General features: G+C 71.1%; 25 protein-coding genes and 2 pseudogenes. 13 read left to right on the forward strand and 14 right to left on the reverse strand.

What is annotated here, in order from left to right; genetic code table 11:
- Positions 1 to 42 precede the first annotated feature (42 nt).
- From ACZ49J_RS24800 to hemC, 5 genes and pseudogenes are all read left to right on the forward strand, one after another.
- Positions 43 to 333, forward strand: a complete 291-nt coding sequence (locus ACZ49J_RS24800; protein ID WP_467451810.1) for a hypothetical protein — start codon at positions 43 to 45, stop codon at positions 331 to 333.
- A gap of 104 nt (positions 334 to 437) precedes the next feature.
- Positions 438 to 545: pseudogene (locus tag ACZ49J_RS24805) on the forward strand (DUF4396 domain-containing protein); the annotation flags it as partial.
- Positions 546 to 666: 121 nt separating this feature from the next.
- Positions 667 to 1,074, forward strand: a complete 408-nt coding sequence (locus ACZ49J_RS24810) for a four-helix bundle copper-binding protein (protein WP_467451809.1) — start codon at positions 667 to 669, stop codon at positions 1,072 to 1,074.
- A gap of 69 nt (positions 1,075 to 1,143) precedes the next feature.
- Entirely contained in the window at positions 1,144 to 1,593 is a 450-nt protein-coding gene (locus ACZ49J_RS24815; RefSeq protein ID WP_467451808.1) for a DNA-binding protein, read from the forward strand.
- A gap of 120 nt (positions 1,594 to 1,713) precedes the next feature.
- Positions 1,714 to 2,649 (forward strand): hydroxymethylbilane synthase, encoded by a 936-nt coding sequence (gene hemC, locus ACZ49J_RS24820; protein ID WP_467451807.1) that lies wholly within the window; start codon positions 1,714 to 1,716, stop codon positions 2,647 to 2,649.
- A gap of 17 nt (positions 2,650 to 2,666) precedes the next feature.
- Here hemC and ACZ49J_RS24825 read toward each other — a convergent pair whose 3' ends face one another.
- Positions 2,667 to 3,584, reverse strand: coding sequence for an SMP-30/gluconolactonase/LRE family protein (locus tag ACZ49J_RS24825; RefSeq protein WP_467451806.1), 918 nt, complete (start codon positions 3,582 to 3,584; stop codon positions 2,667 to 2,669).
- Positions 3,585 to 3,681: 97 nt separating this feature from the next.
- Here ACZ49J_RS24825 and ACZ49J_RS24830 point away from each other — a divergent pair, with 97 nt between their 5' ends.
- Positions 3,682 to 4,119, forward strand: coding sequence for an Lrp/AsnC family transcriptional regulator (locus tag ACZ49J_RS24830; protein ID WP_467451840.1), 438 nt, complete (start codon positions 3,682 to 3,684; stop codon positions 4,117 to 4,119).
- Positions 4,120 to 4,207: 88 nt separating this feature from the next.
- Positions 4,208 to 6,250 (forward strand): NAD(+) synthase, encoded by a 2,043-nt coding sequence (locus ACZ49J_RS24835; protein WP_467451805.1) that lies wholly within the window; start codon positions 4,208 to 4,210, stop codon positions 6,248 to 6,250.
- Between the two features lie 30 nt (positions 6,251 to 6,280).
- Here the strand turns inward: ACZ49J_RS24835 and ACZ49J_RS24840 are convergent, their stop codons facing one another.
- The 7 genes from ACZ49J_RS24840 to ACZ49J_RS24870 form a co-directional block, all read right to left on the reverse strand.
- Positions 6,281 to 7,072, reverse strand: coding sequence for a sugar phosphate isomerase/epimerase family protein (locus ACZ49J_RS24840; RefSeq protein ID WP_467451804.1), 792 nt, complete (start codon positions 7,070 to 7,072; stop codon positions 6,281 to 6,283).
- Positions 7,069 to 9,018, reverse strand: coding sequence for a DUF2264 domain-containing protein (locus ACZ49J_RS24845; RefSeq protein ID WP_467451803.1), 1,950 nt, complete (start codon positions 9,016 to 9,018; stop codon positions 7,069 to 7,071). Before ACZ49J_RS24845 ends, ACZ49J_RS24840 begins: the two co-directional genes overlap by 4 nt.
- A 73-nt stretch (positions 9,019 to 9,091) precedes the next feature.
- Positions 9,092 to 10,072 (reverse strand): hydroxyacid dehydrogenase, encoded by a 981-nt coding sequence (locus ACZ49J_RS24850; protein WP_467451839.1) that lies wholly within the window; start codon positions 10,070 to 10,072, stop codon positions 9,092 to 9,094.
- 44 nt (positions 10,073 to 10,116) lie between these two features.
- A complete protein-coding gene (locus ACZ49J_RS24855) occupies positions 10,117 to 10,983 on the reverse strand; it encodes a carbohydrate ABC transporter permease (protein WP_467451802.1) in 867 nt (288 codons plus the stop codon).
- Positions 10,980 to 11,957, reverse strand: coding sequence for a carbohydrate ABC transporter permease (locus ACZ49J_RS24860; RefSeq protein WP_467451801.1), 978 nt, complete (start codon positions 11,955 to 11,957; stop codon positions 10,980 to 10,982). The genes ACZ49J_RS24855 and ACZ49J_RS24860 overlap by 4 nt, the downstream gene beginning before the upstream one ends.
- Positions 11,958 to 11,966: 9 nt before the next feature.
- On the reverse strand, positions 11,967 to 13,277 hold the full coding sequence (locus ACZ49J_RS24865) for an ABC transporter substrate-binding protein (protein WP_467451800.1): 1,311 nt from the start codon (positions 13,275 to 13,277) through the stop codon (positions 11,967 to 11,969).
- A gap of 179 nt (positions 13,278 to 13,456) precedes the next feature.
- The gene (locus ACZ49J_RS24870) at positions 13,457 to 14,551 is read right to left on the reverse strand and encodes a LacI family DNA-binding transcriptional regulator (protein WP_467451799.1); all 1,095 of its coding nucleotides are present in this window, start codon (positions 14,549 to 14,551) and stop codon (positions 13,457 to 13,459) included.
- 388 nt (positions 14,552 to 14,939) lie between these two features.
- Between ACZ49J_RS24870 and ACZ49J_RS24875 the strand changes: the two genes are divergently transcribed.
- The 3 genes and pseudogenes from ACZ49J_RS24875 to ACZ49J_RS24885 all read left to right on the forward strand — a co-directional run bounded on the left by ACZ49J_RS24875 (position 14,940) and on the right by ACZ49J_RS24885 (position 17,619).
- Positions 14,940 to 15,398 (forward strand): hypothetical protein, encoded by a 459-nt coding sequence (locus ACZ49J_RS24875; RefSeq protein ID WP_467451798.1) that lies wholly within the window; start codon positions 14,940 to 14,942, stop codon positions 15,396 to 15,398.
- 389 nt (positions 15,399 to 15,787) lie between these two features.
- On the forward strand, positions 15,788 to 16,195 hold the full coding sequence (locus ACZ49J_RS24880; RefSeq protein WP_467451797.1) for a RidA family protein: 408 nt from the start codon (positions 15,788 to 15,790) through the stop codon (positions 16,193 to 16,195).
- A gap of 262 nt (positions 16,196 to 16,457) precedes the next feature.
- A pseudogene (locus ACZ49J_RS24885) lies at positions 16,458 to 17,619 on the forward strand (alpha/beta hydrolase family protein).
- Positions 17,620 to 17,728: 109 nt separating this feature from the next.
- Here the strand turns inward: ACZ49J_RS24885 and ACZ49J_RS24890 are convergent.
- From ACZ49J_RS24890 to ACZ49J_RS24905, 4 genes are all read right to left on the reverse strand, one after another.
- Complete coding sequence (locus ACZ49J_RS24890) at positions 17,729 to 18,058, reverse strand: antibiotic biosynthesis monooxygenase family protein (protein WP_467451796.1); 330 nt, start codon at positions 18,056 to 18,058, stop codon at positions 17,729 to 17,731.
- A 133-nt stretch (positions 18,059 to 18,191) separates the two neighbouring features.
- Positions 18,192 to 20,411 carry a protein kinase domain-containing protein gene (locus tag ACZ49J_RS24895; protein WP_467451795.1) on the reverse strand — a complete coding sequence of 740 codons (2,220 nt, stop codon included), beginning with the start codon at positions 20,409 to 20,411 and terminating at the stop codon, positions 18,192 to 18,194.
- Between the two features lie 101 nt (positions 20,412 to 20,512).
- Positions 20,513 to 20,989, reverse strand: coding sequence for a GNAT family N-acetyltransferase (locus tag ACZ49J_RS24900; protein ID WP_467451794.1), 477 nt, complete (start codon positions 20,987 to 20,989; stop codon positions 20,513 to 20,515).
- A 25-nt stretch (positions 20,990 to 21,014) separates the two neighbouring features.
- Positions 21,015 to 21,602: a helix-turn-helix domain-containing protein gene (locus ACZ49J_RS24905; protein WP_467451793.1), complete on the reverse strand. Its 588-nt coding sequence runs from the start codon at positions 21,600 to 21,602 to the stop codon at positions 21,015 to 21,017.
- Positions 21,603 to 21,648: 46 nt separating this feature from the next.
- On the opposite strand from ACZ49J_RS24905, the gene ACZ49J_RS24910 reads away from it, so the two are divergent.
- On the forward strand, positions 21,649 to 22,173 hold the full coding sequence (locus tag ACZ49J_RS24910) for a GNAT family N-acetyltransferase (RefSeq protein WP_467451792.1): 525 nt from the start codon (positions 21,649 to 21,651) through the stop codon (positions 22,171 to 22,173).
- Between the two features lie 91 nt (positions 22,174 to 22,264).
- Here the strand turns inward: ACZ49J_RS24910 and ACZ49J_RS24915 are convergent, their stop codons facing one another.
- On the reverse strand, positions 22,265 to 22,774 hold the full coding sequence (locus tag ACZ49J_RS24915) for a DinB family protein (protein WP_467451791.1): 510 nt from the start codon (positions 22,772 to 22,774) through the stop codon (positions 22,265 to 22,267).
- Between the two features lie 306 nt (positions 22,775 to 23,080).
- On the opposite strand from ACZ49J_RS24915, the gene ACZ49J_RS24920 reads away from it, so the two are divergent.
- Complete coding sequence (locus ACZ49J_RS24920) at positions 23,081 to 23,680, forward strand: hypothetical protein (RefSeq protein WP_467451790.1); 600 nt, start codon at positions 23,081 to 23,083, stop codon at positions 23,678 to 23,680.
- A gap of 6 nt (positions 23,681 to 23,686) precedes the next feature.
- Here the strand turns inward: ACZ49J_RS24920 and ACZ49J_RS24925 are convergent, their stop codons facing one another.
- On the reverse strand, positions 23,687 to 24,838 hold the full coding sequence (locus tag ACZ49J_RS24925) for a DUF4037 domain-containing protein (protein ID WP_467451789.1): 1,152 nt from the start codon (positions 24,836 to 24,838) through the stop codon (positions 23,687 to 23,689).
- Positions 24,839 to 25,047: 209 nt separating this feature from the next.
- Between ACZ49J_RS24925 and ACZ49J_RS24930 the strand changes: the two genes are divergently transcribed.
- Positions 25,048 to 26,193: a SchA/CurD-like domain-containing protein gene (locus ACZ49J_RS24930; protein ID WP_467451788.1), complete on the forward strand. Its 1,146-nt coding sequence runs from the start codon at positions 25,048 to 25,050 to the stop codon at positions 26,191 to 26,193.
- The last annotated feature ends 64 nt before the right edge of the window (positions 26,194 to 26,257 follow it).

The following is a 26,257-nucleotide window of genomic DNA, read 5'->3' on the forward strand; positions in this document are numbered from 1 at the left end:
TCCGAACAGGATTTGAACTCGTTCAAACAGGGGGAACATGTCATGCCCGCATCGACCATGCCCGGCCGCACCGACACACCCGCCACAGCTCTGGGCCCCACCGCCCTGGTGCTCGGCCTCTTCTCCGCCGTGGGCGCATGGGTGCCGGCGCTCGTGGTGATCACACTCCCGTGGGCGGTCCTCGCCGGCGCCCTCGCCGTCACGTTCGGAGCCGCGGCCGTCCACTACGCCCGCCACGGCATCGGCCGCCTGGGGACCGCCATCGCCGGAACCACCCTCGGCGGCGCGGGCCTCGTCGGCACCGTGACCCTTCTGTGGGCACTCGGCGCCTGAGACCGTTCCGCCGCGGCGTCCGTGCCGGGACGCAGCCCCCGCGCGGTGGCTGCGGGGAGCCGTGGCGCGGGCCGCGCTGAGGACGGAGGGCGACGCTTGGAGTGGCGCTGCTGGGCGGGTTCGCGGTCGCCTTCCCGGTCACCACGCAGGTCGACAAGTGGATGACCGGCCGCGGCGAGGGGCACGCCGTCGTACACGCCTCCCACCCATGACCGGACCGACGCCGGCGCGTTTGCTTCCCCGGGCCTGAGCCAACTCGGTGAGGAGCCGGAGTCCGAAGAGGCGGACCGCTCCCGGTCCGCCGGCTTCCGGCGGGAAGAGGAGTGATGCGTCATGGCCACGGTCAAGGACATGCTCGCCACCTACCCGGCCGACCTCGGGCAGGTCGACCGCGACAAGCTCACCCGCTGCATCGAGGAGTGCGTCGCCTGCGCCCAGGCGTGTACGGCGTGTGCGGACGCCTGTCTGTCCGAGGGCATGGTCGGCGAGCTGACCAAGTGCATCCGTACCGACATGGACTGCGCGGACATCTGCAACGCCACCGCGTCCGTGCTGTCCCGTCACACCGGCTACGACGCCAACATCACCCGCGCGATCCTCACCGCGTGCGCGACCGCCTGCAAGGCCTGCGCCGACGAATGCTCCGCGCACGCCGACATGCACGAGCACTGCCGCCTGTGCGCCGAAGCGTGCCGCTCCTGCGAGCAGGCCTGCAACGACCTCCTCCAATCCCTCGGGTGATCAGCGATGTGAACGAGTTGTTTACAACAGTCAGTTGACGTGGGGGTGCCGGCCGGGCATGCTGACGCCATGTCCGCCAGCCCTGATCAGCCCGCCGACCCCTTCACGCCCCCGCAGCCGGAGCGCGCCCGCGCGCAGCGCGTCCACGCGTCGCTCTTCCGCATCGCCGAGCGGCACGCGGCCACCGACGAGCAGCGCCGCCGGCAGGTCCACCCGTCGGTCCTCGCTCCACACGAAGCCGTCAGGCTCGTGTCGTTCCTGCTGAGCGGGACCGCACGGCCGGACGAGGGAGAACCGGAGGTGGATCAGGCCGACATCACCGCCGCGCTGAGCCTCGTCCCGCTGGTTCGGGGAGAAATGGACGAGCTCGAAGCCGGGCTGCTCCAGATGGCGCGAGGCCGTGGCATGACCTGGCAGGAGATCGCTTTCGGGCTCGGGCTCGGCACGCCGCAGGCCGCCAGGCAGCGGTACGAACGACTGGCGAGCCGCGCCTCCACCGAGGGGGAGGGTGCGGAGTAGAAGGGCGTTCCCTGTATTGGCGCACACCTGTGCGAGACATCCCACTTCCGGGGCGTGCGCCTGAGCCGGGCTCTCGGATTGTTGCTCGAAGCCCGCGCGCGAGGGCCTACCGTGGACGGCATGACCGACCCCGAGCTGATCCGCATCGTCTCCCGGGACTCGCCCATGGCCCTGGCCCAGGTGGAGCGCGTACGCACCGAACTGGCCGCACTCCACCCCGGCGTCCGCACCGAGGTCGTACCGGTGAAGACGACCGGCGACAAGTGGATGGGAGACCTCGCGAAGGTCGAGGGAAAGGGGGCGTTCACCAAGGAGGTCGACGCCGCCCTCATCGCCGGGCAGGCGGACCTCGCGGTGCACTGCGTCAAGGACATCCCCGCCGACCGCCCGCTGCCTGCCGGGACCGTCTTCGCCGCCTTCCTCAAGCGCGACGACATCCGTGACGCCCTCGTCCATCCGGGCGGCCTCACCCTGGACGAACTCCCGGTCGGTACCCGCATCGGCACCTCGTCCGTACGCCGCGTCGCCCAACTCGCCGCCTCACACCCGCATGTGGACTGCGTGCCCATGCGCGGCAACGCCAACCGGCGCCTGGAAAAGCTCGCGGGCGGCGACGCCGACGCACTCCTGCTGGCCGTCTCCGGCCTCGAACGCATCAACCGCCCGGACGTCATCACCGAGATCCTTCCGGCCGACGTGATGATGCCCCCGATCGGCGCAGGGATCCTCGCCCTCCAGTGCCGCGAGGACGACACCGCCCTCATCGACACCGTCAGCGCCCTCGGCCACGCCGACACCCACCGCGAGGCCACGGCCGAGCGGATGTTCCTCCACGTCCTCCAAGGCCACTGCAACTCACCCATCGCCGGCTACGCCAGGACCGAACGCAACGGCGAACTGTCCCTGCGCGCCTGCGTGTTCACCCCCGACGGCAAGACCGTCCTCAACGCCCACGAATGGGCGGGCCGCCTCGACCCGGCCACACTGGGGACCGCCGTCGCCGTGGCACTCCTCCGCCAGGGCGCACGCGAGCTGATCGACTCCATCCCTCACTGACGGCACGGCGAACGGCCTCACAGCACCCTGGGCAGGCCCGTCACGGACATCATCAGGGAGTACAGCGAGGTCGTCGCCGTGATGAACAGCTTGTTGTTCCTCGGGCCGCCGAAGGCGATGTTGGAGACCGGCTCGGGCACCAGCAGCCGTCCGATCAGCGTGCCGTCGGGGTGGTAGCAGTGCACGCCGTCGTCGAACGCGGCGGCCCACAGCCGCCCCGCGTCGTCGAGACGGATGTTGTCGAAGCCGCCGTCCGTGCGCTCGGCGAAGACCCTGTCGTGGGTGAGAGTGCCGTCGTCGCGCACGTCGAAGACGCGGATCCGCGCCGCTCGTGTGTCGGCGACGAACAGCCTGCTCTCGTCCGGTGAGAAGACCAGGCCGTTCGGTCCGTCGAAACCGTCGGCGACGCGGCGGACGCCGCCCGTGACGGGGTCGATCCGGTAGACGTCACAGGAGCCGATCTCACTCTCGGCACGGTGTCCCTCGTAGTCGCTGAGGATCCCGAAGTCGGGGTCCGTGAACCAGACCGAACCGTCGGAGCGTACGACCGCGTCGTTCGGGCTGTTGAAACGCCTGCCCTCGAAGCGGTCGGCGAGCACCGTGACACGGCCGTCGTGCTCGGTACGGGTGACCCGGCGGTTGCCCTGCTCGCAGCTCACCAGCCGGCCCTCACGGTCGAGCGTGTTGCCGTTGACGTACCCGGCCGGGGAGCGGAACACCCCGGTGGTGCCCGTGGCCTCGTCCCAGCGCAGCAGGCGGTCGTTGGGAATGTCGCTCCAGACCAGCTGCCGCCAGGCCGGCAGATAGAGCGGCCCCTCGGCCCACCGGCAGTCGGCGTACAGCCGCTCCAGCCGCGCGTCGCCGCTCGCGCACCCTTCGGTGTGGAAGCGCTCGTCCAGGACCTCGTACAGATTCTTCAGCACCACGCCGGACACGGCCCGCCTCTTCTCCAAAGCTGCTGAATGAGATTCAGCAGAATCCTAATGCGTCCGAACCAGATATGGTGGAGGCGTGGGGATGGTCAACGGGATCGTGGACGACGTCGACAGAGCACTGATCGCCGAGCTTCAGCGCGACGCCACCCAGGCCTACGCGGCACTCGGCAGAGCGGTCGGCCTGTCCGCCGCGGCGGCCCATGACCGGGTACGCAAGCTGCGTGAACGCGGTGTCATCCGCCGTACGACCGTGGACGTCGACCCGGCCGTCCTCGGGCGGGACGTCCTCGCCTTCGTCATGGTCGACGCGTCGGCATGGATGGGGGACGCGGCCGAATCCTTCGCCGCCGTCCCCGAGATCCAGGAAGCCCACATCATCGCGGGCACCGCCTCCGTCCTCGTGAAGGTGCGCACGGCCACCACGGAGCAACTGCAGGACGTCCTGCGGCGGCTCTACACGATCGAGGGCGTGAGCGGGACGCAGGCCACGGTCGTACTGGAGACCTTCTTCGAAAGGCCCGTCCGCGCCGACTGAGACCGCCGACTGATACTTGCTGGTGCAGGGATGCATCCGTCACGTGTCCCCGTCACATGGAGCTGCCGGAAAGGGGCACCTTCGCATCGTGAACTTCTGGTCCATCTACAGCCACGGCTTCGCGCGGATCGCCGCGTGCACCGGTCACGCGGCAGTCGCCGACCCGCCCGCCAACGCGGAGGCGGTCCTCAGGCAGGGCCGCCGGTGCGCGCAGGAGGGGGTCGCCGTCGCCGTGTTCCCCGAACTCTGTCTGTCCGGATACTCGATCGAGGACCTGCTGCTGCAGGACGCGATGCTCGACGACGTCGAGACGGCCCTCCAGACCGTGGTGGCCGGGTCGGCGGACCTGCTGACGGTCCTCGTCGTCGGTGCCCCGCTGCGCCACCGCAACCGGATCTACAACTGCGCGGTGGTCGTGCACCGCGGGCGGATCCTCGGCGTGGCGCCCAAGTCCTACCTGCCGAACTACCGCGAGTTCTACGAGAAGCGGCAGATCGCCCCGGGTGACGACGAGCGCGGCGGGACGATCCGGATCGGCGGCGCGGCCGTGCCGTTCGGCACGGACCTGCTCTTCGCGGCCGAGGACGTCCCCGGCCTCGTGCTGCACGCCGAGGTCTGCGAGGACATGTGGGTGCCGGTGCCCCCGAGCGCCGAGGCGGCCCTGGCCGGAGCCACCGTCCTCGCCAACCTCTCGGGCAGCCCGATCACCGTCGGCCGGGCCGAGGACCGCAAACTGCTGTGCCGCTCGGCGTCCTCGCGCTGCCTCGCCGCCTACGTCTACGCGGCGGCCGGACTGGGCGAGTCGACCACCGACCTGTCCTGGGACGGCCAGACCATGATCTACGAGAACGGCGTCCTGCTGGCCGAGACCGACCGCTTCCCGCAGGACGACCAGTACGCGGTGGCCGACATCGACCTCGACCTGCTGCGGCAGGAACGGCACCGGATGGGCTCGTTCGACGACAACCGCCGTACCCACGCCGCACGGACCGGCGACTTCCGGCACGTGTCGTTCCGGCTCGACCCGCCCACGACCGACCTGGGACTGCGCCGCCGGGTCGAGCGGTTCCCGTTCGTGCCCGCCGACCCCACCCGCCTCGCCCAGGACTGCTACGAGGCCTACAACATCCAGGTCGCGGGTCTGCAGCACCGACTGGCGGCCATCGGCGGCCCGAAGATCGTCATCGGAGTGTCCGGGGGCCTCGACTCCACCCACGCTCTGATCGTCGCCGCCCGGGCCATGGACCGCGCGGGCCGACCCCGCAGCGACATCCTCGCCTTCACCCTGCCCGGGTTCGCCACCGGCGAGCACACCAAGGGCAACGCCCACAAGCTGATGCGCGCGCTCGGCGTCACCCCGGCCGAACTGGACATCACGCCGACCGCCCGGCTCATGCTCCAGGAGATCGGCCACCCGTTCTCCTCGGGAGAGCCCCAGTACGACGTGACCTTCGAGAACGTCCAGGCAGGGCTGCGCACGGACTACCTGTTCCGGCTGGCCAACCAGCGCGGCGGCATCGTCCTCGGCACCGGCGACCTGTCGGAACTGGCGCTCGGCTGGTGCACCTACGGCGTCGGCGACCAGATGAGCCACTACAACGTCAACTCCGGTGTGCCGAAGACGCTCATCCAGCACCTGATCCGATGGGTCATCAGCAGTGGCCAGTTCGACGAGGAGACCAACGAGACACTGGCCGCGATCCTCGACACGGAGATCAGCCCGGAGCTCGTGCCGGGGGAGGAGCTGCAGTCCACCGAGTCCAAGATCGGCCCGTACGCGCTGCACGACTTCACCCTCTTCCACGTCCTGCGCTACGGCATGCGGCCGTCGAAGATCGGCTTCCTCGCCTGGCACGCCTGGCACGAGAAGGACGCCGGAGCGTGGCCGCCCGGGTTTCCCGAGGCCGAGCGGGTGGCGTACGACCTGCCGGAGATCTGGCACTGGCTGGAGTACTTCTGCCGCCGCTTCTTCGCCTTCGCGCAGTTCAAACGCTCGGCCATGCCGAACGGGCCGAAGGTCCTGGCCGGCGGTTCCCTGTCCCCTCGCGGCGACTGGCGCGCACCGTCCGACAGCACGGCGAAGGCATGGCTGAGGGACCTCGCCCGCTGGGACGTGCCACGCGCCGACTGAGTCCGGGCCGAGGCGGCAGAGGCGGCCGCCTCAGGCCGCCAGCGACCGGAGCGTCCCGGCCTCACGGGCGAGGATCCTCTCGTCGTTGCCGGGGACGAACTCCAGGAGGACGTCCAGCGGCCGGCCGCGTGCACCCAGGCGGGCGAGGACCGCGCTCCACAGCCCGGCACGGGTGGCGAGCGGGTGGCGGGTGGTCCCGGGCCACCAGGAGAAGGCGTGCACCGCGGCCACCCGGTCGATCACCGTGTCGAGTCCGGAGAGTGCCTCGGCGTCGGGCACGTCGAGCGGCGGCTGCCAGTAGGTGCCGACAGCCGGGTGGTCCACCTCGTCGAGCAGCCGGAGGGTGCGGTCGGCGCCGTCGGTCAGGGTGTTGCGGTGGAACTCGTACGCGAGTCGCACACCCGCGTCCGCCGCGAGCGCCGCAGCCCGGCGGGTGTCCTCGACGACCGCCGCCCGCCCCTCGGGCGACATCGCCTCGGTGCCCGCCGCCCCCGCCCAGATCCGGATGCGGGGCGCCCCGAGCAGCACGGCGGAGCGCAGGACCCCGTCGAACTCCGCCGGGTCGGTGTGCCCGGCGCGGTAGTACGAGCCGTACGAGGCGACCGCCAGGCCCGCGTCCTCGGTGGCCGCGCGCACCCGGGCGGCCACGGCCTCGTCGCCCGCCGGTACGTGGATGTCGGCGCCCCACTCGACGCACTCCAGTCCCGCCTCGACCGCGGCCGCGAGAACACCGTCGACGTCGAGGTGGCGCAGGGTGACGGAACACAGCCCCAGGCGCGGCATCACGCCGGAAGCACAGGGAGCACCGGAAGCGCCGCTCACGCGGGCTCCTCGGTGACCGAGGGCACGCCCGTGCCGAAGTCGACGACGGTACGGCCTCCGTCCGCCCAGCGAACGGCGACCGCGAGACCGCTCACCTCGGCGGTCGCCTGCCCGGCGAGGGACGGCGCGCCGGGTTCGCCGGTGAGGGAGGCCAGCGCGGCGAACACCGTACGGGCCGGTTCCATCCCCACGGTGCCGGTGAGTTCGGGGACGAGGGCCCAGGGACCGTACGCCGTGCCCTGCGGGGCGCGGACCGCGGTATGCGACTCCCAGCCGTACAGACCGAGCAGCTGACTGGTCACCTCCGGCCCGTCCAGCCGTACCTCCGCCCGCACGTGCCGTCCGGTCTCGGAGGCGGCCCCCGGCGCGAGCGCGACGGCCCAGCCGCTGTGGTGGACCGGGGTGCCGACCGGTACGCCAACGGTGCGGTGCACCCGCAGTTCGAGACGGCCGCGGGCCAGCGTGAGGCTCTCGATCCGGGCCGAGGGGAGGACGGGACCGCCCTCGGGGAAGACCGGCCGGTGCCACGAGGCGAGCCAGTGGGGACCGGCGGCGAGAGGCTCGATACGGACGCGTGCGCTGCGCAGGCCGCGGACCTGGAGCGCGATGTGGTTGTCGGGGACGTTGGCGGCGCTGGTCGGGCCGGTGCGGGTGGAGTACGCGAGACGGGCGTAGAGCGGGTTGCCCGGGGCGCGTTCCGGTTCCCGGAGGTCGAGTTTGCAGCTGCCATGGTTGTGCAGACGCGCCAGACCGTCCGCGCCGGTGGTCTGGACGAGCAGCCCGGGAGCGGGAAGGGCCGCCGCGCGGTCGGGGCCCTCGGCGGGCGCCCTCTCCTCGGTGGCCGTCCACACCGGGTCCTCGGGCGGGATCAGCAGGGCGAGGAACCCCTTGGAGGCCCAGTACGGCGAGCCGGGCCCGGAGTAGCGCTGCAGGGTCGCCTCGTGCGGGCCGTACCAGCCGAGGCTGAGCACGCCGTCCTCGGTCAGGGCACCGCGGTCGAGGAAGTGGCGGAGCGCCCCGCTGAGGACGCGGCGGGTGGCGCCGGGGGCGAGCGGTGTCCGGTCGGTGAGGGCGCCGAGGGCCACGGCCGTGACGGCGGCGAACCGGTACGTGAGGGAGCGCCCGTGGTGGACGGGCGCTCCGTTCGCGTCGAAGAGCAGCGCGAAACCGTCGAGGAACTCCCGCAGCCGCGGGCCGAGCCGGCCGAGCAGTTCCCGGTCGCCCGCGAGGTGGGCGTGGAGCAGCGGGTAGAAGTGCAGGGCCCAGCCGTTGTAGTGGTCGAAGGACCGGCCGTCGCCGTCGGAGTACCAGCCCTGCCCCCGGTACCAGCCGTCCAGCAGGTCGAGCCCCCGCTCGATCGCGCCGCGCGTCTCGGCGTCACCGCGCCCGGCGGACTCCAGGAAGCCCGCGACGGTCAGGGGGAAGAGGTACCAGTTGTTGGGGGCCGGGGTGTGCCGCAGTGCGCCCCGCAGCCACCGCTCGACGCGGTCCTGGTCGTCGGCGGGGAGACAGTCCCAGGTCCAGGGCGCGGTCAGCCGCAGCGCCAGCGCCACGGAAGCGGACTCCACCATGGGCTGGCCCTGGATGCCGTGGTGGCCGATCTCCGGCCAGGACTCGGCGTCGTCGCGGCCGGGGGTACGGGTGCCGCGCGCCAGGCCGGCGGTGTAGCGCTCCAGGAAGCCGTGCGGGTCCTTGCCGGACGCCCCCGCGGTGCGGAACGCGGCGAGCAGGAACGTACGGGCGAACCCCTCCAGGCCGTCCGAGCGCACTCCCGACTTCGAGGGCGGCCCCGGCAGGTCGATCAGGGCCTGGCCGGGCGTGGCGTAGCGCAGGGCGGAGGCCAGCAGCCGGTCGGCGGTCGCTTCCCAGTGGGCGCGGGTGAAGCCGGTGTACGGGCTGAGGGTGCGGTCTTCCTCGGCGGCGGTGGGGAAGGGGTGCTCGGGCATGGGAGGGGCCACGTCTCCTGTTCGTTCCTGTTCGTCCTGTTCGGTCCGGCAGGCGCGGGTGAGGTGGGTGTGTTCAGGCGAGGCGGGCCAGGTGTTCGGGCCGGACCGGATGGGCGAAGGGGCGGCCGAGGGCGTACGACTCGACCTCGGCCAGCGCCAGGTCGGCGAGGCGGCGCAGTTCCCCGCCCTTGGAGCCGGCGATGTGCGGGGTGATGACGACGTTCGGGCAGTCCCACAGCGGCGAGTCGACGGGCAGCACCTCGGGCTCGGTGACGTCCAGGATCGCGTTGAGCCGCCCGGAGACCACCTCGTCGGTCAGGGCTCCTTGGTCGACGACGGCGCCGCGTGCGGTGTTGATGAGCGTGCCGCCGGTACGCAGCCGGGCCAGCAGCTCGCGGCTGACCAGACCACGGGTCTCGGGCAGCAGAGGTGTGTGCACGCTCACGACGTCACTCGACGCGAACAGCTCCGGAAGGGAGACCGGCTGCGCCCCGAGCTCCCGGGCCTCGGTGTCCGAGACGTAGGGGTCGTGGAGCAGGACCGTCAGATCGTGCGGGCGGAGTAAGCCGATGACGCGGCGCCCGATGACCGAGGCGCTCAGGATGCCCACGGTCCTGCGGTAGTTGCCCGCGCCGGGGTGGCGTTCGTTCCAGTCGATGCGGCGGCGTTCGAGGCGGTAGAGGCGGGCGGTGTCGAGGACGCGCTTGTTGGCGAGCAGGATCATGGCGAGGGTGTACTCGGCGACCGGCACGGCGTTGGCCGCGGCCGCGGAGGACACCGAGATGCCGCGCTCCCAGCACGCGGGGGTGATGTGGTGGCGTACGGTCCCGGCGGTGTGCACGACCGCGCGCAGCCGGGGCGCGGCCTTCAACGCCGCCTCATCGACGGGCGGACAGCCCCAGCCGGTGATGAGCAGTTCGGCGTCGGCGAGCGCGCGGTGCGCGGTGGGGGTGGTGAGATCGTCCAGGACGAGGTGCGGGTCGATGTCGGTGAGGGCGGCCAGCCGGGCCCGTACGTCGGTGTCGAGGACCTGTCGCGCGGTCCTGTGCGCCATGGCCAGCACGGCGCGTGGGCGGTGGGGGGCCCGGACGGGTGGGGTCACTTGACGCTCCCTGCGGTGAGGCCGGACTTCCAGTAGCGCTGCAGCGTGACGAAGGCGACGACCAGCGGCACGACGGCGAGCAGCGAGCCGGTGACGACGAGCGGGTAGTACTCGGGTGAGACGGTGGCGGAGCTGTTCCAGGTGTAGAGCCCTAGGCTGAGCGGATACAGGTGCTGGTCGGAGAGCATCACCATGGGCAGGAAGAAGTTGTTCCAGATGGCGGTGAGCTGGAACAGGAAGACGGTGACGAATCCGGGGCCGAGCATGCGCAGGCTGACACGCACATACGTCTGCAGCTCGCCCGCGCCGTCCACCCGGGACGCCTCCAGCACCTCGTCGGGTACGTAACCGCTGCTCAGCAGGCGGGCGAGGTACACGCCGAACGGGTTGAACAGCACTGGGACGAACACCGCCCAGAAGGTGTTGACCAGGCCGATACCGGAGGCCACCAGGTAGAGCGGGAGGGCCAGTACGGTCGGCGGGACCATGACGCCGGTCAGTACGAGCCCGAACAGCTTCTCCTTGTGCCGGAAGTCGTACTTGTCGAAGGCGTACCCGGCGGCGACGCTGATCAGCGAGCCGACGAGGGCGCCGACCACCGCGTACAGCAGGCTGTTGACGTACCACCGGCCGTAGACGCCCTCCTCCATGGAGAACAGGTCGGTGAGGTTGCGCCCAAGGGAGAAGTCCCCGAAGGAGAGGATGTCGCTGCTGAAGAGCGCGTCGGAGTTCTTGGTGGCGGCCAGCAGCAGCCAGATCGCGGGCAGCAGGGTGTAGAGGGCGGCGAGGCCGACCACGGTGTTGGCGACGGCGCGGCTGGTCAGTCTGCTGCCGCCGGGCGCGGTGGGGGTCGTGGTGGTCACTTGGCGCTCCGTTCCCTGCGGCCGGACCATCGCGTCACGGCGTACGACAGGGCGCAGGTGACGAGGAGGAGGATGACGGAGGCCGCGGAGGCCAGCCCGTAGTTGTTGCGGCGGAAGGCCGCGTCGTAGATGTACATGTTCGGGGTGAAGCGCGAGTTGACCATCGGCGTGGCCTGGTTCATCAGCATCGGCTCGGTGAACAGCTGGAGTGCGCCGATCAGCGCGAACATGCACACCATCACGACGGACCCCTTGATGATGGGCACTTTCACCATGAGCGCGGTGCGCAGGCCCCCGGCGCCGTCTATCCGCGCCGCCTCGATCACCTCGCGCGGCAGGGCCTGGAGCGCGGCGTAGAAGATGACCATGTTGTAGCCGAGCCCGCTCCACAGCGCGATGTTGACGATCGACGGAAGCACGGAGTGCAGCCCCAGGAAGTCGACGCTGATGTCTGCCTGGGCGAACAGCTTGATGACCGGGCTGAGGCCGGGGGTGTACAGGTACAGCCAGATGACGGCGGCGATGATGCCGGGCACGGCGTGCGGCAGGTACAGCATCATCTGCGCGGTGCGCCGCAAACGGATCAGCCCGGAGTCGAGGAGCAGGGCGAGCGCGAGCGCGCCGGCCACGACGACCGGCACGAAGATCACGCAGTAGAGGGCGATGACGCCGAACCCGGACACGAAGCTCGGGTCGTCCAGAACGGCGAGGTAGCTGCGCAGCCCGGTGAAGACGGTGGTGCCGCCGCCGAAACCGAGGCCCTTGTGGTCCTCCGAGAAGAAGCTGAGGTAGACGGCGTAGCCGACGGGGACGAGGAACACGGCGACGAGCAGAGCCGTGAACGGGGCCAGGAGCGTGACGCAGGCGAGCACCTGCTGTCGGCGTCCGGCCTTACGGGGGCGGGCCGGGCTCGCTGCCCGCGCTGTCGTGGCCGTCCGTTTGCCCGGTTTCCCTGGAGAGATCACTGTGCTCACGGGTGCACCTCAGTTGGTAGTGACCGACAGGCCGAGGCTCTTCAGATCCGGCAGCGTCCTGCGTTCGCCTTCACGCAGTGCGCCGATGATGGTGCCGCTGCCGGCTCCCGCCTTCGCGAAACCGTCCTCGACGGAGGTGATGGTGGAGGTCATGCGCGGCCCCCACTTCCACCGGGGGGAGATCAGCTCGGCGGACTGCTGGAAGAGGCCGAAGATGTCCTGGCCCGAGTAGTAGCTGGTGTCCATCTCCTCGCGGGCCACGGGAACCAGGTCGGGCACCACGGGGAACGCGCTGCTGATGCCACTGGAGAGTTTGGCGCGCAGGGCGTCCGGGCTGGTGACCATCCAGGTGATGAACTCCAGCGCCTCCTCGGGGTGCCGGCTGTCCTTGGTGACGGCGAAGGTCGACCCGCCCTGGGTGCCCAGGGACGGCTTGGCCGGGTCCCACTGGGGCAGTGGCGCGATGGCCCACTTGCCCTTGCCGCTGGGAGTGGAGTTCATCAGCGAACCCGCCGCCCAGGCGCCCGCCATGTAGCCGACGGTCTCTCCGCTCTGCAGATGCGCCCGCCACTGCTGGCTGTCCACCGGCTCGACCCGCACCAGGTCCTGGTCCACCAGGCGCTGCCAGTACGCGGCGACCTTGCGGGTCGGGGCGTCGGCCATGGAGATCCGCCAGGTGTCGCCGGAGGTCCTGAACCACTGGCCGCCGGCCTGCCAGGCGAACCCGGCCATGTGCTGCGAGCCGTTGGTGAAGAAGCTGGCGATACGGGAGCGGGGCTGGGCCTTCTTGAGCTTGCGGGCCGAACTCTCGAACTCCGCCCACGTCCTGGGCACCGGGATGTCGTACTTCGTGAAGACGTCCTTGCGGTAGAAGAACATCATCGGCTCGATGTCCACCGGCACGGAATAGACGCGCCCGTCGAGGGTGGTGAGGTCCAGTGCCTGCGGGAGGATCTTCCGGCGCACCGAACCGGGCAGGAGCTCGGTGATGTCGCGGGGCACGCCGTCGATGGCGTAACCGGGCAGCTGGGGGTACTCCATGGTGGCGACGTCGGGGGCGTTCCCGGCGCGGGCGGCGTTGCTGAGCTTCGCCCAGCCGCCCTGGGGGCCCGAGGGGACCTGCTGGTAGTCGACCCGGACCTTGTCCTGGATCCGGTTGTACTCGTCGACCACTTCCTGTGTGCCGCGCAGCGCCGACCAGAAGGTGAGATGGACCGGACCGCTCCTGGCGCTGGTGCTGCTGCCCGAGGCCGAGCAGCCCGTCATCAAGACGGCGAGGATCGTGAACAGAGCCGCTCCGACCCTGCGGGTACTTCGCATGAGCCCTCCCGCGTCCTTGCTGGGTTACGGGCATCCTCAGCGGCGAACGAAAAAGGCGTCAATAGATCGAACAGAAGAAACTGAAGCGGTCAAACGAACATCCTGCGCGCGGAGGGACCCGCGAATCGGAGGACACGGGACCGGGCGCGGATCGAACGCGGGACCGGACCGGGCAGTCGTCACACCGCCGGCGGTGCCGTGGTCGTGGACTCCCTGATCACGAGGTCCGGGAGGAGTTCGATGTGGCGAGTGGCGCCGGGCCGCAACCCGCCGCGCACCATGTCCAGCCGCCGCAGCAGCAGGTCGACCCCGACCCGGCCGAGCTCCGCCTTGGGCGGGGCGACGGCCGTCAGCGGGACCGGCCCCATGTCGGCGACCACGTCGTTGTACGCGACCACCGAGCAGCGCCCCGGCACGTCGACGCCTGCCGCCTGCAGCCGCTGCACCAGGACCAGCGCGTCCATGTCGCTGTGGATCAGCACCGCCGTGGCACGGCTCTCCCCGACGGTCTCCGCCAGATCGACCGCTCGCGGGTCGGCGGCGCTCGGGTCGGGCCCGGCGGTGCGCGAGCTGAGGATCGTACGGCACCCGTCGGCGAGTCCCCGGGCGGCGGTCTGCTCGGCGAACTCGGCTCGGATGACCCGCGCGGTGGGGCTGTCGTCGCGTGCGGCCAGAACGATCCGCCGGTGCCCGAGGCGCACCAGGTGCCCGAGCGCCAGATGGACACCGAACGCGTGGTCCGAGCGCACACAGTCCAGCGAGTAGATCCCGCCGGTCCGTGCGGGACGCCGCTCCACCAGCACCGTGGGAACGTCCAGCGCGGCCAGCCACGAGTGGTCCGCCTCCGCCTCGGCCCGCGTGCGCCAGTGCGGCGACAGCAGCAGACCCCGCGCCCCCGCGTCCAGCGCCTGGTGCACCGCCTCGCGCTCCGCTCCCGCGTCGCCGGCGGCGATGTGCAGCGCGAGCCGCAGGCCCGCCTTCTCCGCGGCCTCCCGCGCGCCCTGCACGGCCTCGGTGAGGTAGGTGTTGCTGTCGGAGACGACCATGGCGACGGCGTCACCCCCGGTGGCGACCTCCTCCGGCACCGGCCGGAGCGAACGCACCACCCCGTGCCCGCGGCGCACTTCCCCGCGCCGGGCCATCTCCTCGACGTCCCGGCGCACGGTCACGACGGAGACGCCGAGTTCGCCGGCGAGATCGGTGATGCGCGCGCGGCCCCGGTCCCGCACCACTTCCGCGATCCGGCCCTGCCGCTTCCGCGCCGACTCCCGCATGGCCCCACCGCTCTCGTTGGCGTCCTTCGCGTCGCGCGATCGGTTGCGCGCGACGCGCTCATGGTACCGATCAATCGATCAATACGCTGCCTGTCAGGCTGAGGGGGAGGGGTCCGGGCCGTGCGCTATACTGGATCTTGAGCTGGTCGCCAGAACTCCTGGTGCCCGGTTGTGCGTTGGTGGTCCAAGGAAAGACGTCCCGCTTCCTGCGGGGAGATGCAGGTGCAAGGCCTGCCCGGCGCTCCGATGGATACGAGGGTCCGCCCCGCGTCACGCGGGACGGGCCCTCGTTCTTTGCGCGGTAACGCCGACCGATGAGTTTTCCGCCCCGCGGCCGTCCTGTCTTCACCAGGCATGGATGGCGGGCGACGCGAAAGGGGCGTTCATCGTGGATGGAGCCACCCGTGAGGAAGCCTTGGAAAGGCTGGACGTTCTCGTCGGCGAGTGGGCGGTCGAGGCCGACTTTCCCGGTCTGGCCGCGCCACCCGCGCGCAGCGTGTTCGAGTGGACGCTGGACGGACGTTTCCTCGTCCAGCGAACCGAGATCGCGCTTGCCGAGGTTCCGGACAGCATGGCGATCGTCGCGGCCGATCCCGAGACCGGTGGATACAGGCAGCACTACTTCGACGCGCGGGGCGTTGTCCGGGTGTACGCGATGACCTTCGCCGACGGGGTGTGGCGGCTTCTGCGTGAGGCGGCGGACTTCTCGCCCCTGTCGTTCCGGCAGCGGTTCACCGGATACGTCGGCGACGACGGCAACACCATCCGCGGCACCTGGGAGATGGCGAACGACGGATCGACCGCATGGGAGAAGGACTTCGCGCTGACCTACCGCAGGAGCGGTTGAGCCGGCGTACGGCCGGCGACAACGCACGAGCACCCGCCCTGGACAACCCAGGGCGGGTGCTCGTATGTGGAGCGCCGGGCAGGCCTTGCACCTGCATCTCCCCGCAGGAAGCGGGACGTCTTTCCTTGGACCACCAACGCACAACCGGACACCAGGAGTTCGGGCGACCAGTTCGAGACCAAGCTTAACGCACCCCCGGCATCGGCGTGACGACGTCCTCGAGGTGCCGCTGAACTGCTTGGTCACCATGAGGTTCCTCAGTCACTGAAAAGTGCGTTCTTCCATGTCAGCGCTCACTCTCCTACGGTTCCCGAGTAACCGAGAGAGACCGCGCGGGTCCTGCCCCCGAAGGAGGGCGCACCCACTCTCCTGACAAGAAGGCGGACAACATGGCCATCACACTCGTCAACCCCAGTGGACTGCCGAAGATCGACGCGTACCGGCAGGTGTCGATCGCGACCGGGTCGAAGCTGGTCTTCGTCGCGGGGCAGGTCGCCTGGGACGCCGAGGGGGTGACCGTCGGCGAGGGCGACCTCGCCGCCCAGGTCGAGCAGAGCTACCTCAACATCGGCACCGCCCTCGCCGAGGCAGGTGGTTCCTTCGACGACGTGGCGAAGCTGACCGTCTACGTGGTCGACTGGACGCCGGACAAGATGCCCGCGCTGCTGGAGGGGATCTCCCGGGCGGCCGCCGCACTCGGAGTCACCCCGGTGCCGCCGGCCACGCTGCTGGGTGTCGCTGCTCTGGACGTACCCGACCATCTGGTCGAGGTGGAGGCCACCGCGATCATCGACTGACCAGGCGTTCCACGCTCCGAGGGCTCGGCAGACCCGGCTTGTGGGCGTCTACGCCCCAGCCCTGACGACAGGTCAGGACCATCCGGATCAGGCCGCGACCGTTATCAGCCCGCACCCGTTCCGGACGGCCGGCGCGGGCGCCCCCCGCCGGTCTTCCTAGGTCCTCGGCATGACGACGCGCCCCCGCATCCGCCCGTGGGCTGATCACGGATCAGCTCACCGCAGGAGGTGGGCAGGGACGCTGTTTCCTAGGCTCACCTGCATGAATCGTCTGACTCGCGGCGCCACCGCCGCGTTACTCGGCCTGTCCCTCGCCTTGCTGGGGTCGGGGACGGCCCACGCCTCACCGGCATCGGCCGACGTGCCGATCGCCGGGGAGAGCGACCGTGTCCACCTCGAACTGCCGCGCCCCACAGGGCCGCTGGCGGTGGGGCGCGACACACTGCATCTGGTCGACACGGACCGCCCCGACCCGTGGGTACCGCAGGCCGGGGCACGCGAGCTGATGGTCTCGCTGTACTACCCCGCGCTCTCCGGCCGCGGCGGGACGGCACCGTACATGACCACTGACGAGGCCCGCGCCTTCCTGGAGGACAGGAACCTGGCCGAGGTGGTGCCCACCGAGACGCTCAGCGGCACCCGCACCCACGCCCGCCCCGGTGCCACCCCCGTCCGCGGGAAGTTCCCGCTGGTCGTGCTGTCACCGGGATTCACCGTCAACCGCTCGACACTCACCCTGCTCGCCGAGGAACTGGCCAGTCGGGGCTATGTGGTCGCCACCGTCGACCACGCCTACGAGTCGGTGGGCACCACGTTCCCGGGCAACCGGCTTCTCACGTGCGCCGCCTGCGACAAGGTCGACGAAGCCGGGTACGAAGGCGTCCCCCGCGGCAGGGCCCAGGACATCTCCTTCGTGCTCGACCGGCTGACCGCTCGCTCCCCGGCGTGGCGGTACGCCGGCATGATCGACCCCAAGAGGATCGGCATGGCGGGCCACTCGATCGGCGGTGCCTCCGCCGCGTCCACCATGGTGGGCGACCGGCGTGTGCGTGCCGGCCTCAACCTGGACGGCTCCTTCTTCGACCCGGTCCCGGCGGGTGGCCTCGGCGGCCGGCCGTTCATGGTGCTGGGCACAGAAGACGAGGACGACTCCTGGGTACGGGACTGGCCGAACCTCGACGGGTGGAAGCGCTGGCTGAGGGTCGCTGGTTCCGGGCACTTCACCTTCACCGATGTACCCGTGCTCGCCGACCAGCCTGGGGCTCCTGCCTCCGGAGGAGCCCCTGTCGGGCGATCGGTCACAGAAGATCACCCGCCGCTATGTGACGGCCTTCTTCGACCTCCACCTCAAAGGCGCCAGCCGGCCCCTGCTGGACGGGCCGTCGTCCCAGTACCCGGAAGTGAGTTTCCACCGGACCCGCTGAGGCGCGGCGGGGAGAGCGGCTCGGTACGGACAGGCAGGCGCAGATCCGCGCCTGTGCGCCTGCCCACCGAGCCACAGGGGCCTTTGGCCCGGGGGCGGCGGCGACCTGCCTACGCGCCGGCCGGACCCGCCTGCTGCACCACCTCGAAGGACCAGAGTGTGGATCCGCTGGCCGCCGGCTTGGGCCGGTCACCGCTCTCCGCGTCGCCGCCCTGATGGGCCGCCTTCATGGGACCCTCCATCCAGGCCTGGAAGGACTCCTCGTCACGCCACCGCGTGTAGACGAGGTAGGTGTCGGTGCCCTCGACGGGACGCAGGAGTTCGAACCACTCGAATCCGTCGGAGCCCTCCACGGCGTGGGCACGGGACGCGAAGCGCTTCTCCAGGGTCTCCCGCTGCTCGGCGGGGACGGTCAGTACGTTGATCTTGACGACGCTCATGGACCCATCCTGCCGTACGGCGACCGGCGGGCGAGGAGCGGCTCGGCCGTTGCGAGGCTGGTCCTCGTCCTTCTGCCGATCAGCGGCCCGTCGGTGGCGTGGGCGAGCGCGGCCGCCGCTGGACGGGGCGGGCTCACGCGGAGGAGACGTCGGCCACCGAGAAGACACCCGGCCCACTGATCCCGTACAGCACCCCGTCCACCAGCAGCGGTGGTGTCGGGCTCGGCGTCAGCTCCTCGAAGGAGCGTCCCTCCGTGTCGAAGGACGGGTCGGTGCGCCCGATCACCTTGCCGGTGCGCGGGTCGAGAGCGAGGATGCTGGTGTCCGGCATGGTGACGTACAACCGGCCGTCGTGGATGGCCGGTTCGCTGAAGACGCGCAGATCGCGTGAGCTTGTCCAAAGCGGCTTCCCGCGCTTCAGATCGAGCGCGAGCAGGGTTTCGTTGCCGTAGTCGAAGATGTACATGGTGTCGCCGTGCACCAGCGGCGGTGCCTCCGGCTCGACGCTCCACGGGAAGTCGACACGGCGGGTCTTCCCACTGCCGAGGTCCTGGACGAAGAAGGCCGCGGAGACCCCGGTGTCGTCCTCCCAGCGCGCGTAGTACGCCGTACCGTCGTGGACCGTGGCCAGCCACAGATCACCCTTGGGTGCTTTGACCGTGGCCACCGTCCGGCCCGTACGCGCGTCGACGCGGGCGATCCCGCCGGAGCCCCCGCGCAGGTCGGCGTAGAGGGTCCCCTCGGGTCCCGCGTGGAAGGGGCTCGACGAGGTGGAGGTCAGCTCGCGGCGCCACAGCTCCTTGCCCGTGCGCGGCTCGTACGCGGCATAGCGGGCGGTGTCGGACGGCCCGAGCTGGTCCAGCCGTACGACCAGTACGCCGCCCATGTACGCGAACTCGCCCAGCGGACCGTCCAGATGCCACAGCCGCTTGCCGGTCCTGCCGTCGAAGGCGTCCACTCCCTCCGAGCGGTCGGCGCTGTTGACGTACACCACGCCGTCATGGACGACCGGCTCGCGCAGTGAGAAGCCGCTGACCTTCTTCGCGCTCATGGGCTTCGTCCAGTCCACCTGGCCGTTCGCCGGATTCAACCGCATCAGCGCGATCGTCGGGGACGAGCAGAACACCCCCAGCGCGTCCGCGGTGCACGTCGGGCCCATGGCGAACGGCTCGTCCTCGTCCGGCTTCAGGGCGTTGTGCCAGGGCTTCCATCCGGGAGGCACCGCGCCGCGGGGTGCCGTCCGCGAGCCGTCCTGGCCGGCCTCACCGACCACGGTCGCGGGGCTGTCGGCCAGCTGGACCACTGAAGCCGTCCCTGCGATCCCGAGGACGACCACGCCCGCGAGGGCGGTCCACAGGGCCTTCCTGCCGCGCCTCGGTCCGCTCCTGCCGTCCTGCTCGCTCTTCTCCGCGTCGCCGGACTTGCCCGTCGCGCCGGACTCGCCCGTCACGTCGGCCGTCCCGGGCGGCTGCGTAGCTGTTCCCGGCGGCACCGGAACCGGGGGCCGCTTTTCGACGGGCCCGTTCTCGGGCAGCTCCTCCGGCAGCTCGGCCAGCGCGTCCAGCACCTCGCCCGACGTCGGCCGGTCAGCGGGCTCCTTCGTCAGACAGGCCGACACCAACGGGCGCAGCCGCTCAGGAAGACGGCCCAGCTCGGGCGTGCTGTGCACGGTGTTGTACGCGGCGAGGTAGGCGTTCTCCGCCTCGAAGGGGCTGCGCCCGGTGGCCGCGTACACGAGCACCGCTCCCAGGGAGAAGACGTCCACGGCGGGGCCGACCTCACGCGGGCTGACGAACTGCTCCGGGGCCATGAACGGCGGCGAGCCCATCACCATGCCGGTCTGGGTGCGGACCTCACTGCTGGCCGCGCGTGAGATGCCGAAGTCGATGACGCGTACCGCCCCGTCGTTGTCCCCCTCCTCCAGCAGTACGTTGCTGGGCTTGAGGTCCCGGTGCACGACCTCCGCACGGTGGATCTCACGCAGTGCCTCGGCGAGTTCGGTGCCGAGGCGGCGCAGCGCGGGCCAGTCCAGCGGACCCGACTCGGCGACCCGCTCGGCGAGCGTGCGGCCCGGGACGAACGCGGTGGCCATCCACGGCCGTTCCGCGTCCGGGTCCGCGTCCACGACCGGTGCCGTGAACGCTCCGCTGACCCGGCGCGCGGCCGCGACCTCCTGGCGGAACCTGGCCCGGAACTCGGCGTTGTCCGCGTACTTGGTGTGCACGACCTTGACGGCGACGGCCCGCCCGGAGACCGACCTGCCCAGGTAGACGACGCCCATGCCGCCGGCCCCGATGCGCGCTTCGATCCGGTACCCGCCGACGGACCGCGGATCGTCCTCGCGCAGGGTCACCGTTTCTCCTCCACCGGTTCTGGCCTGAACGGCTCCGACGGGACCCCTCTGGCATGGACCGCTCACTTTAGTGGCACACCGTCCCGCCCACCACGAGCCCGTCAGCCGGGCAGGGTGAGAACGACCTCGTCGATCTCCTCGCCGCGCGCGTTGGCGAAGCCGCGTTCGGTGCCGGTCACCACGAATCCGGACCTTTGCAGCACGCGGAGGGAGCCGCCGTTGTCCGCGGCCGCGCGGGCGTGCAGGGGACGGTCGGCAACGACGGCGAGCAACGCGCGCAACGCGGCCGTAGCGGCTCCGCGCCCCCAGTACTCACGCCCGATCCAGTACGTGACCTCGCGCTCCTCGGGCGGGCCGAACACGGCGGCGTGGCCGACGATCTCCCCGCCCCCGCCGACGACGGTGCGCATGACGACGCCCGGATCGCGGCGGATCCGGGCCCAGTGCGCGTCGAACGAGGCACGGTCCGAGGGGTCCTCGGCGGTGAACGCGGCCATCCGCACCCCCTCGGGATCGCTCATCTGGGCGAAGAACACCGCCAGGTCGCTGTCCCGCACTTCTCGCAGTGTGACGTTCACCAGGACCTCCAGGTAGGGGACCTCGTCATGGTGCCGGGCGGCGCCGTTGCGCGGAGCGGGGACGCATCACGAGGGCGGCCACATGATAAGTGCACGGCGCCGGGCCGGGGTTGGCGTAAGCATGGGTGACGTCGGCGGCGAAGTAGGCGGAGTCCCCGGCGCCGAGGTCGAGTTCTTCGTGCCCCACGGTCAGCCGGAGGGCTCCGGACTCCACGGCGATGAACTCGTGGGAGCCCGGGGCGTAGGCGGGGAAGGCGCCGGCGTCGCAGCCCGGCGGCAGAGTGGTGCGGATCCATTCGAAGTTCACTCCGGGGACCACCGGGGAGAGGATCGTCCGCCGCCATCCGCCCGGCTCGTCGACGGTGTCCTGCTCGGCCGCTCGTCGCACGACGGCGCGGCTGTCCGCGCAATCGGCGACGAGTTCGGGGAGAGGAACGCCGAGCCCCTCGGCGATGCGGGCGAGGACGGTGATGGTCGGGGCCTTCTGCCCGCGCTCGACCGAGGACAGCATGCTGACGCTCACCTCGGCGGCGTCCGCCAGGTGCCGGAGCGTCAGGCCCCGGTCGTTCCGTAGTCCCTGGACGCGCCTGCCCAGCGCCAGCAGATCGAGCATTTCGCTATAATAGCGCTTTGTTTCACTATAGAGAAAAGAGCCGCTGGTGGCAGATTCCGACGTGACGATCCGCCCGGCGACCCCGCGGGACCTGAAGGCGGTGGCCGACATCTACGCGCACTACGTCCTGCACACCGTCGCGACCTTCGAGACGACCCCTCCGGGCGTCGACGACTGGGAGCGCAAGCTGGACGATCTCACCGGCCGCGGTCTGCCGTTCGTCGTCGCGGACGTCTCCGGGCAGGTGGCCGGTTTCGCGTACGCGGCACCCTGGCGGCCCAAGCCCGCCTACCGCCACACGGTGGAGGACACCATCTACCTCGCCCCGAGCGCCACCGGCCGGGGCCTGGGCGGCGCCCTGCTGCGCGAGGTGATCGCCGGGGCGGCCCGGGCCGGAGCGCGGCAGATGATCGCGGTCGTCGCCGACACGGGCAGCGAGGCCTCGGCCGCACTGCACCGCCGTTTCGGATTCACCGACGCCGGCCGCCTGACCGGTGTCGGCCGCAAGCACGGACGGTGGATCGACACACTGCTGCTGCAACGCGACGTGACGACGGGCGAACCGGAATGACCCGCAGCCGTACCACCTGCGGCGGCGCGGCCCGGGTGCACGGGTTCCGTCAGGGAGTGAGCCGCGGGTCCTTCCGGGGCGGGCCGCGGACTCAGGCGCCCACGGTCCCGTCGATCCCTTCCCGCAGAAAGTCCGCGTGCCCGTTGTGGCGGCCGTACTCCAGGAGCACGTGCACCATGACCATCCGCAGCGAGACCTCCTCGCCCCACCTCGGCTGATACCCGGCGAGGTCCAGGGACCCGGCCTCCCGCTCGATCCGCCGCGAGACCGCCACCTCGGCCTCCCATGCCGCGAACGCCTCGGCCCTGGTCGACGCACTCGCGTCGTAAGCCGCCTGGAAGTCGATCTCGTCGGACCAGACCATGGGCGCGTCGTTGTCCTCGAACACGCGGCGGAACCAGGCGCGTTCCACCTCCGCCATGTGCCGCACCAGCCCGAGCAGCGACAGCGTGGACGGCGGCATCGACTGCTGCCGCAACTGCTCGTCGGTCAGTCCGTCGCACTTCATGGCGAGGGTCGCGCGGTGGTAGTCGAGGAAGGCCCGCAGCGTCTCGCGTTCGCTTCCGAAGTGGGGCGGACCTGTGCGGTTGTCGCTGGTCACTGGCGGTGCTCCTGATCGGTACCTGTCCGGGCGGTCAGTATCCACCCCGGTCGGCGCTCACCGGAGGGAGATGAGGACTTGCCAGTGGGACCGCCGTGTTCGACGAACGCGGGCTGGTTGTGCGGCTGAGCAGGAGAGTTGACGTTGCCGGTGCGGTGGAGCGGCGCTTCGCCGGACCGGGAGTCCGGATCGGCAGCCAGGCCCGCGGTGGGATTTGACCTGCTCGAACCGGCCCGGGCAGGATCGCCGTGAGCCGGCCGGGCACGGGCGGCGGGCAAGGGCAACGGCACGGGGGAGAGGCCGGCGTTGAAGACGCACACGCGTGACGGCGGGTATCCGCGGAAGACCGGACCCGGCGGGAGCACGGCGGCCACCCGCAAGACGGGCACCGCGAGGGGCGCCGGTGGCCGGGCGGGAGCCGGAGTGCTGGGTGTCCTCGTCCTGCTCCTCGGCCTGATCCTCGTCGGCGTGGGCTATGAGGACGGCCCCAAGAAGGTGGCCGACGGCACGCCCGGGACGATCACCATCGCGCGGTGCGGCGAGGACAACGGCACTGACGACGTGGAGTGCTCGGGAACGTTCCGCTCCGACAACGGCCAACTGCGGTACGACGTCGAGGACTTCGAGGCCGGCGAGAACTACGGCGAGGGCGAGGAGGTGGACGCGATGGCGTTCAGCGAGATCTCGTTCAGGCGCGGCACCGCGGCGTCGTTCTACGTCGAGGGAGCGAAGTCCTGGTGCGTGGCCGCGGCGATGTTCGGTGTGTCGGTGCTCATGCTGAGCCGGGCCTTCGGCTCCCGCACGCGCCCCGTGCGGCGCGGGATGGCCGTGGCCGGCATCGGCCTGCTCTTCGGCGGCCTGCTGGGCAGCGGCGTCTGCGCGGTGGTGAACTCCGTGCTGCTGTAGGGGGTCTCAGCCGCCGTACGGCCGGCCCGCGCCCCGGCCCGCCCGGTGCGAGGGCCATCCCATCCCGTGCGTCGCGGCCCGGACGGCGTGGTGCTGGTCGAGCAGGTCGGTACTGTCCGCCCACTGATCCACGCTCCCCACCAGCGGCAGGGTGCGCAGGTCCGGGTCCGTGACGGTGCGCGCGAGCGCTTGCGCGAACCGGTCGGCGTGCAGGACCAGGAAGGGGCGCGCGTGATAGCGCCGACGCCTCGGGTCCACCGGCGGGGTGAGTCCGGACGCGTTCTGCAGCGACGCGACGGCCTCGTAGGCGTCGCACAGGTGCGCCTCGCGAGCCGGGTAGTCCGTCGCCGACAGCACACCGCGCAACGCCGGGGTGAGCGAATCGGCCACCGCCAGACGGGCGAACGCGCTGCCGAGCCACTTGCCGTAAGGGGCGTAGCGGCGCTCCAGCAGCAGGCACAGGCGCATCAGGTCCCGCACCAGACGGGCGGCCGCGACGGCCGACCCGACGTCGTCACCGACCTCCGCGCAGCGCCCCACGAACGCCTCTTCCCGCGAGACGCGCTGCCACTGGCACGCCAGCAGGTACCGCCACACCTGCTCCGGATACCACTCCAGCCTGCGCCGGCAGTCGGTGAGCGTGCCGAGTTCGTCGTGGAACACCGCGCCACCGGTGGTCTCGGCGAGCCGCTGCTGCGGTACGGCAAGCCAGTCCCGGGCGCCCAGCGCCACCTCGACCCCGCCCACTCCCAGCTGCGCGGCCAGCCAGCCGTCCACGTCGTACACGTCCACGCGGTGGTTGACCGGGCCGTCGGTCGGCTGCATGCGGCCGACCGGATCCAGCGGGTCGTCGCTCTCCCGGAAGTGGGTGGGCCAGCCACGCACCTGCTTCGGCAGCCGCTCGGCCAAGGCACGACGGATGTCCGCACCGTACCGCCGGTGCTCTTCGGCGGTCAGGAAGATCTCCAGCCGCGGCCCCCACTCGTGGTCCGCCGACCGCTCTGTGTCGAAGCCCAGCACCTCGGACCCGCTGCCGACCCGCGCGGCCGCGTACCGCAGCCCCGGAAAGACCTCCCGGAGGACCGGCCGCACCGCCTCCTCGTACAGGACCCTCGACAACTCGATACCGGGCATGAACGTGGCGCCGGAGATCGTCATGACCCCACTGTGCTGGACCTCACCGCCCGGAGGCCATCGATTTCCGCGCCGCTCGACGGGCTTCGACAGGCGGCGCGACCAGGGGTCACCCGCATGGCCCGGCTGGTTCGCGGTGGCGCACGGCACGACACACGATCGTTGCCATGCGACCGGTACGCGCTCAGGTGCCCGCGACGGTCCGCCCCGTTCCCCAGGAAGAGGTGCTCCGGATGGCAATCTCCCCAGCCGTGTCGATGGTCCCGGACGGTGTCTCCACCACAGCGTTCGACGGGTCCCGACTGCGTGTCGTGCTGATGCTGGACATCCATGACGGAACACAGCAGGAGTTCCTCGCCGCCTACGAGCACATGTGCGATCAGGTCGCCTCCGTGCCCGGGCACATCAGTGACCAGCTCTGCCAGTCCCTCGAGAACCCCACCCAATGGCTCATCACCAGCGAGTGGGAGAGCGCACCACCCTTCCTCGCGTGGGTCAACAGCGAGGACCACCTGGAAATCGTCAAGCCCCTGCAGAGTTGTGTCCGCGACACCCGGTCGATGCGCTACACCGTCCTGCGAGAGACCTCCGGAAAGACCCACAGGGCACGCGTCGCGGCCCGCGAACGGCTGCAGTCCGCGCCGCGCATGGGCGGCAACACGGTACGGCAGGCGCTGACCTTCACCGTCAAACGCGGCAGCGAGTCCAAGGTCGCGGAGATCCTCGCCGGTTACGAACCACCCGAGGCCCGCGTCGACGACACAACCCGGCTGCTGCGTACGTCACTGTTCATGCACGGCAACCGTGTCGTCAGAGCGGTCGAGGTACGGGGCGACATGCAGGCCGCGCTGCGGCACGTCGCCCGGCAGCCCGAGATCCGCGCCGTCGAGCAGGCCCTCGACCCCTACCTGGAACAGGAACGCGACCTCAGCGACCCGCAGTCCGCCCGGCTGTTCTTCACCCGCGCCGCGGTCCCCGCCGTCCACCACGTGGCGTCCGGCCGCCAGGAGGGTCTGCACGTACAGCGCTGCGCGTTCTACTACCCGGCCATGCCCGGGAACGGCCACGCGCTCGCCATGCTTCTGTCCCAGCAGGACGTGGCGTCCATGAGCGACCCGGCCGGCCCCGTCCTCGCCTGCACGGTCTTCCACCGCGACGACCTCGTCGTCCGGCTCGTCGACATGGAGGACGAACCGGAGAACTCGCCCGGGGCCGCGCTGGCCCTGCACACGTCCGCTGTCGTCGCCGAGGCGGGGCGGCTGCTCGATGCCGGAGCACTCGGCCTCGGCGAGGCCCCGACGGACGACCAGGCACTGCCACGGCTCTTCACGCGCGCCCGGATGAAGCCCCTCACCGACCGCCGGGCGCCGGCCTCCTGACCCAGGCTTCCCCACCTCCGGCTGCTGTCCGCCGCAGCCCGCCGCAGTACCTCGTCCCGCACCT

It is taken from the genome of Streptomyces sp. NPDC030840 (genome assembly GCF_055572015.1).

Excerpts from the sequence above, each read along its gene's own strand:
- ACZ49J_RS24925 (WP_467451789.1), bottom strand. The coding sequence starts at position 24,838 with ATGACGATCTCCGGCGCCACGTTCATGCCCGGTATCGAGTTGTCGAGG.
- hemC (WP_467451807.1), top strand. The coding sequence starts at position 1,714 with ATGACCGACCCCGAGCTGATCCGCATCGTCTCCCGGGACTCGCCCATG.
- ACZ49J_RS24870 (WP_467451799.1), bottom strand. The coding sequence starts at position 14,551 with ATGCGGGAGTCGGCGCGGAAGCGGCAGGGCCGGATCGCGGAAGTGGTG.
- ACZ49J_RS24800 (WP_467451810.1), top strand. The coding sequence starts at position 43 with ATGCCCGCATCGACCATGCCCGGCCGCACCGACACACCCGCCACAGCT.
- ACZ49J_RS24930 (WP_467451788.1), top strand. The coding sequence starts at position 25,048 with ATGGCAATCTCCCCAGCCGTGTCGATGGTCCCGGACGGTGTCTCCACC.
- ACZ49J_RS24850 (WP_467451839.1), bottom strand. The coding sequence starts at position 10,072 with ATGGCGCACAGGACCGCGCGACAGGTCCTCGACACCGACGTACGGGCC.
- ACZ49J_RS24845 (WP_467451803.1), bottom strand. The coding sequence starts at position 9,018 with ATGCCCGAGCACCCCTTCCCCACCGCCGCCGAGGAAGACCGCACCCTC.
- ACZ49J_RS24880 (WP_467451797.1), top strand. The coding sequence starts at position 15,788 with ATGGCCATCACACTCGTCAACCCCAGTGGACTGCCGAAGATCGACGCG.
- ACZ49J_RS24815 (WP_467451808.1), top strand. The coding sequence starts at position 1,144 with ATGTCCGCCAGCCCTGATCAGCCCGCCGACCCCTTCACGCCCCCGCAG.
- ACZ49J_RS24810 (WP_467451809.1), top strand. The coding sequence starts at position 667 with ATGGCCACGGTCAAGGACATGCTCGCCACCTACCCGGCCGACCTCGGG.
- ACZ49J_RS24905 (WP_467451793.1), bottom strand. The coding sequence starts at position 21,602 with ATGCTCGATCTGCTGGCGCTGGGCAGGCGCGTCCAGGGACTACGGAAC.
- ACZ49J_RS24890 (WP_467451796.1), bottom strand. The coding sequence starts at position 18,058 with ATGAGCGTCGTCAAGATCAACGTACTGACCGTCCCCGCCGAGCAGCGG.
- ACZ49J_RS24865 (WP_467451800.1), bottom strand. The coding sequence starts at position 13,277 with ATGCGAAGTACCCGCAGGGTCGGAGCGGCTCTGTTCACGATCCTCGCC.